At 68.7% G+C, this 4,075-nt stretch carries 4 protein-coding genes; 2 read left to right on the plus strand and 2 right to left on the minus strand.

All coding sequences use genetic code 11. From position 1 onward, the window contains the following. Positions 1-598 precede the first annotated feature (598 nt). Together D6689_19790 and D6689_19795 are read right to left on the minus strand one after the other, a co-directional pair. A complete protein-coding gene (locus tag D6689_19790) occupies positions 599-886 on the minus strand; it encodes a hypothetical protein (protein RMH38344.1) in 288 nt (95 codons plus the stop codon). A gap of 107 nt (positions 887-993) precedes the next feature. After that, entirely contained in the window at positions 994-1,314 is a 321-nt protein-coding gene (locus D6689_19795) for a hypothetical protein (protein ID RMH38345.1), read from the minus strand. 1,616 nt (positions 1,315-2,930) lie between these two features. On the opposite strand from D6689_19795, the gene D6689_19800 reads away from it, so the two are divergent. Next, positions 2,931-3,185 (plus strand): hypothetical protein, encoded by a 255-nt coding sequence (locus tag D6689_19800; GenBank protein RMH38346.1) that lies wholly within the window; start codon positions 2,931-2,933, stop codon positions 3,183-3,185. After that, positions 3,179-3,526 carry a type II toxin-antitoxin system PemK/MazF family toxin gene (locus D6689_19805; protein RMH38347.1) on the plus strand — a complete coding sequence of 116 codons (348 nt, stop codon included), beginning with the start codon at positions 3,179-3,181 and terminating at the stop codon, positions 3,524-3,526. Before D6689_19800 ends, D6689_19805 begins: the two co-directional genes overlap by 7 nt. The last annotated feature ends 549 nt before the right edge of the window (positions 3,527-4,075 follow it).

Below are 4,075 nucleotides of genomic sequence, written 5' to 3' on the forward strand. Positions count from 1 at the left end.
GCGGAGGGGCGACCGCCTGCGCGCCGCCGACGCGGAGCGGTGACCGCCGGCCCGGCGCGCCGCGGAGCGGTGACCGCCGGCCCAGCGCGACGCGGCGCGGTGACCGCCGGCCCGGCCCGCCGCTCGATTGCCTACAGCGTCCGCGTCTGCACGCCGCGCAGCGGCCCACGACCGGTCCCGCAGGCCACGGGCGGCCGTTCTGCGAGCCCAGTGCCTGCGCATCGAGAGCCGCCGGGGACCGAAGAAGGCGGCGATGGCCGTTGCCGCCTCCGTCCCCACCGCCGCCTATCGCATCTTCCGTGCCTCGACGGTCGATCGCGACCTCAGCCGAGACGACGTTGTCCGTCGCGACGAGGCGCGCGTCGCTCAGCGCCTCGCGCGCCGCATCCGGGATGCTCGGTCATGAACTCGACATCCGCAAGACGGCATAGTCATTCGACCCGGAACGCCTCCGCCCGTTTGTTTCTTGGTAGGGCCTGATGCCAACGCGACTGATTGGCTGCCGGTCCGATCAACGCCGCTGCGGACTGCCCGGGCCGCCGGACCGACATCCATCGCGGCGACGACCACGGTGTGCGCGCCGCGCCGCCGGAGCGACTCAGGCGGTCAGCAGGTCGAGCACCATGACAACAACCGCCAGCCACGCCGCCGACGCGGCGACCCATAGCCTCCTGCACGCAGCTTCATCCGACCTGTGGCCGGCTGCCGCCGCCGCCACTGCGGCCGAGATCGCGAGTGGGATGCCGGGGCGGGCCGTGGCGGTTTCGGCGCCGAACACCAACGTCAACACTGCCGCGACGAGCGCACCCAACTCGATGGCGGCAATCGGCTTGGCCGTCCCTGGATTGCCGCGGGGAACCAAGTAGTCAGTCCCGTGATCTGCCACGTGTGCCTCGCCTGTGTCGGTGGTCAGCCGTCATCGTGCTCATTGCGCAGCCTGCGGTCAATCCGCAATCTACTGCGGCGCAAACGTCCGAGCGGGAACGTCTTGCCTCATTCATTCCGACTCGCTTGGGTCTCGTTTGCACCCCGGCTTTGGTCCGCGTGATCCCGTTGTTCCAGCACGTCGGCAAACCGCGCTTCCCGAGCAATACCTAGCATGGATTGGAACTGCTGCTCATCGACAACCTCGAGCACATCGTCGAGGTCGCCCGCGCGAATCTTTTCTTGCGCCGCCGGAACCCACTCTGCCGCAAGCTCCCCATATATCTGAGCTCGCTCGGGCCCCAAGGTTTCGATCACCTGATTGTTGAGCCACTGGTATGCGGCGGCGACCGCCGTCTCGTGTTGCTGCGTCGTAATGGCTCCGCGCATTTCTTGTTCGTCGAGAGATCGAACGTGTCGCACGTAGCTGCGAGCAAGGGACAGCAACTTCTCCGTTTCCTGTGGCGTCATCGCGATTGCTTCCGCCGGGTTTACGGCATCACCGATGTTCTTGAGCCGCGCCCCGCTGAATGTGGCGGCTGGCTCATCGGTCTCGCCGCCAATGGCCGGATGGCAGTCGTCCCCAACCTCGGTTGCGTCCGTCCGCCAGACGCCTTCCACCGACGACGAGGTCGCGGTGGCACGCGTCGGCGACGACGCAACACCGGATTCGCGTGCTGCATGGGTATCCCGAATTCCCGACGAGGCGGCCGGCTTGCGAACTGAAGCCGCGCGCCACCACCCATAAGCAAGGGCCATGAAGGCCGCCGCAACCACGACGGCAACCGCCCGTCTCCGCGACCATCGACTCACGGGGTGGATCATGGCGTCGCCGGTACGCATTTCCCGTTGCACGCGGTGTTTGCCCTATCCCAGCCGTCCGCAATCGCGATGACCCCGAGGAGACCGGTCGCGGGTTCCGGAGTGGCAACGCCGACGGCACCGATACCGGCTTCGATCGCCCCCGCTACGGTACCGCTGAGACAGTTCCAGAACCCAGGCTCGACCCAGTGTCCACCGCAGGCGGCGCACTTGCTCTCGCTCAAATCACCGAACGGCACACCGCTCGGACACTTGGGGTTCGGCGTGCCGCCACCGCCGCCGCCGCCACCGCCACCGTGACCGCCACCGCCACCGCCAGGCGGCGGGTCGTCGGTCAGTACGCAGCCGCCCTCCCCGTCGGGCTCATGACAGCTCACGCTACCACACTTACAGACACAGTCCGTACCGCCTTTGCCATCAGCCACCAGGTCGCCCCCCTCACAGCTGCCGACCACGGTTCCCTTGGCAGGCACGCTGCCGCCGTCGTCAGCGCGCGCGCGCCGTAGAGCCTGTACTCAGCAGCAACGCTCCGACGGCGACGACAGACAAGAACAGAGAAGACGAAATTGTACGGGTTGGGGGACTGATTGGCGCATGGCGGCTCAATAGCATTACCGCAACGAGGATGTCAAGATCACGTGGCGAGTTCTGTGTAGACCCCAGCACCGCCACGCGCAGCGCCCGATCCCGCGCCGGCCGCCTCGGCGAGGCGATTCATCGGCCGCGGCTCGAATCAACCCGGGTGCGGGCACTCCGGTGTGTCACCTGCCGGGCTTCGGCACGGCGCCGCACGAGTCCAAAGACGACTCGCGCAACGTCCAGGGCCTGGCGTGGCTCACCTACGGCGAGAGCCAACACAACGGCCACCACAAGTACCCCAAGAGCGCGCGCCACGGCCTGCTCGCCGGCGAGACTGTTTGGCGTCAACTATTCTTGCCGGCGAGCGATGCAGGAACAGCAGCAGGCGGCGCGGGCGCTTTTCCTTTTGGCGGCTGTTGGCGGCTGCATGTCGCCGCAGGGTCGGGCCACGGACCGGACACGGGGCGGAACGGCGGCCGAAGTGCGCTCGGCCCCGGCAACGGAGCAGGAGAGCGCTCTGCCGGACTACCGGGCGCGGATCCGGGTCGGCGCGCCTGGCGGAGGTCCGCTTGCCCGTCACCCGGTATTCTGGTACCAGAATACCCATGGCCGTAAAGAAGATCGCCATCTCCGTTCCTGAGGACGTGCTGGCTCAGGTCGATCGGGCCGCGGCGCAGCTCGGTGTGCCGCGCAGTCGTTTCATCTCCGACGTGTTGCGGCGGGTCGCCTCGGCGCGGTCGGATGCGGAGATTCGGCGTCGAGTCAACGCGGTGTTCGCCGACCCGGAGGTCGCGCGCGAGCAGCGTGACACCGCACGTGCGGCCTCGCGCGCCGTTCGGGCCTCGGAAGCCGAGTGGTGATCCGGCAGGGTGACGTCGTCTGGATCACCCTGCCGGCGCCGCGCGGCTCGGAACCGGGCAGGCAACGGCCGGCTGTCGTGCTGCAGCACGATCGCTTCAACCAGACCGCGATCAACACGGCGGTCGTGGCGATCGTGACGTCGAACATGAGGCTCGCCGCCGTGCCCGGCAACGTGCGGCTTCGGCGCGGCGAGGCGGGGTTGCCCAAGGCGTCGGTCGTCAACGTGACCCAGATTGCCACGGTCGATCGCGACGACATCGTGGGACGACTCGGCACGCTGACGCGGCGGCGGCTGTCGCAGGTGTGGGACGGCGTGCGTCTCGTGATCGAACCCGACTGACCTGGTGCGACAGCAGCACGGCACGCGTGCGATCGGTCGCACGCTGGCGTTGCGGCGGCTACGACCTGTCTCACGCGTATGAGACACGGCCGCCGCATGATGGATCCATGTCGTCGATGTCGCCGGACGTTCCCGCGCTCGTGCCCGCGCGGATGATCAACGAGGTGCTCTACGGTGAGCGCCTGATGTACCTCGAGTGGGTGATCGGCGACAATTACTCTTGCCGGTCCCGTTGCCTCACGCGATGAAGTTACCAGGCTCGTCTTGATCGGGCTGGCGGAGGGCCCTCCCGTCGCGGGCACGGACGTTGTCGGCGCGAGCGAGTCCACGCCGCCGTCGCGGACACGCCGCGCGCAGGCATCGCCGGTGGCGTGTCCGTGACGGCAGCCGCCGTAGCGGGCGCCGGGGCTGCCGGCCGCGGTCACGGCGATGAGCTCGACGTGGAACCAGCGGCGCGACGACGGCGGCAGAGCAAGGCGCGCGGGCCGAATCGCAGTCGCCGCGCGGCCGGTGCGGAAAGTCGCCGCGGAGGCTGCTACCGTCGGCGCA

This window comes from Deltaproteobacteria bacterium (assembly GCA_003696105.1).
In the GTDB taxonomy this organism is placed as follows: domain Bacteria; phylum Myxococcota_A; class Polyangia; order Haliangiales; family J016; genus J016.

What these genes read in the sequence shown, in the direction of transcription:
- D6689_19795 (RMH38345.1), bottom strand. Translation starts at nt 1,314, where the DNA reads ATGCGCGGAGCCATTACGACGCAGCAACACGAGACGGCGGTCGCCGCC.
- D6689_19800 (RMH38346.1), top strand. Translation starts at nt 2,931, where the DNA reads ATGGCCGTAAAGAAGATCGCCATCTCCGTTCCTGAGGACGTGCTGGCT.